This is a genomic window from Oscillatoria salina IIICB1 (genome assembly GCF_020144665.1).
Classification (GTDB): Bacteria; Cyanobacteriota; Cyanobacteriia; order Cyanobacteriales; family SIO1D9; genus IIICB1.
In genome coordinates, this window is record NZ_JAAHBQ010000148.1 from 1 (window position 1) to 1,125 (window position 1,125).

The following is a 1,125-nucleotide window of genomic DNA, read 5'->3' on the forward strand; positions in this document are numbered from 1 at the left end:
CCTTGCAGGAGAGGGGTTGGGGGAGAGGTAATCGTTAAACTTGACACCTGAAATCTAATGAGCAAAATTTTAGCTGTAATTCCCGCCCGCTATGCTTCCCAACGCTTTCCCGGTAAACCTTTAGCCAAAATTGGCTCTCGTCCAATGGTGCAATGGGTGTATGAAGCTGCGAGTAAATGTGACTTATTTTCCCAAGTAGTCGTAGCTACAGATAGCGTCAAAATTGCCGACTGCGTGCGCGAATTTGGCGGTAAAGTAGAAATGACCTCCAGCGAACATCCTTCCGGGACAGATCGAGTCGCAGAAGTAGCCCAAAGATATCCCGAAGTAAGTGCGATCGCGAACGTTCAAGGAGATCAACCCTTCGTCACTCCCGAAATGTTGAGTGAGTTAATTCAACCTTATCTCAACGGCGAAAATCCCGATATGACCACATTAGCTTGTCCCTTAGACGAAAAAACAGGTTATAGCGACCCCAATGTAGTTAAAGTATTATGCGATCGCCACAACCGCGCCCTGTATTTTTCTCGTTCCCCAATTCCCTACTATCGCCATCCAGGAAAAGCCCCAGTTGGGCATCATTTGGGCTTGTACGCCTTTCGCCGTGATTTTTTAGCAAAATACGCCCAACTCAAACCAACGCCCTTAGAACACTGTGAAGGACTAGAACAGCTACGAGTCTTAGAACACGGTTACTCAATTCGCGTTTGTCAGACAGCAAAAGCCGTAATTGAAGTCAACACACCCGAAGACTTAGACTTAGCCCAAAAATTGGTCGCCAATGACTAATTTATGCCAAAATCTTAGCCTGCCTTCGCAGGCTACTCTTCGAGAAGCCGCTCCGCGTCTATGCCCGTGTAGCCGCGCCTTCAGGCGTTAGGCATTGTTTTTTTTAGTAATCGGTTTAACGATTTTGGCATTTTTCCAAAAGCGATCGCCTAACTCAGGTATATCTGAGGTATCAATAGCAGAATCAGGAATATTTTGGATTTCTTCCAATCGTTTGCGCGAAATATTCATCTGCACGATCTCACGTTTTCAACTCTTCCTACTTGACGCTCCACGCCCTAGAAGGACGTGGATTCTTCATTCAACGAATCTTCGTTGGCTAACAGGATTTCTCCA

At 46.2% G+C, this 1,125-nt stretch carries 2 protein-coding genes; one reads left to right on the top strand and one right to left on the bottom strand.

Features of this window, described 5'->3' with window-relative positions:
- Window positions 1-57: 57 nt before the first annotated feature.
- A complete protein-coding gene (gene kdsB, locus G3T18_RS24540; RefSeq protein ID WP_224413223.1) occupies window positions 58-789 on the top strand; it encodes a 3-deoxy-manno-octulosonate cytidylyltransferase in 732 nt (243 codons plus the stop codon).
- Window positions 790-876: 87 nt separating this feature from the next.
- Here kdsB and G3T18_RS24545 read toward each other — a convergent pair whose 3' ends face one another.
- Window positions 877-1,020 (bottom strand): hypothetical protein, encoded by a 144-nt coding sequence (locus tag G3T18_RS24545; protein ID WP_224413224.1) that lies wholly within the window; start codon window positions 1,018-1,020, stop codon window positions 877-879.
- Between the last annotated feature and the right edge of the window lie 105 nt (window positions 1,021-1,125).

What these genes read in the sequence shown, in the direction of transcription:
- kdsB (WP_224413223.1), top strand. Translation starts at nt 58, where the DNA reads ATGAGCAAAATTTTAGCTGTAATTCCCGCCCGCTATGCTTCCCAACGC.
- G3T18_RS24545 (WP_224413224.1), bottom strand. Translation starts at nt 1,020, where the DNA reads ATGAATATTTCGCGCAAACGATTGGAAGAAATCCAAAATATTCCTGAT.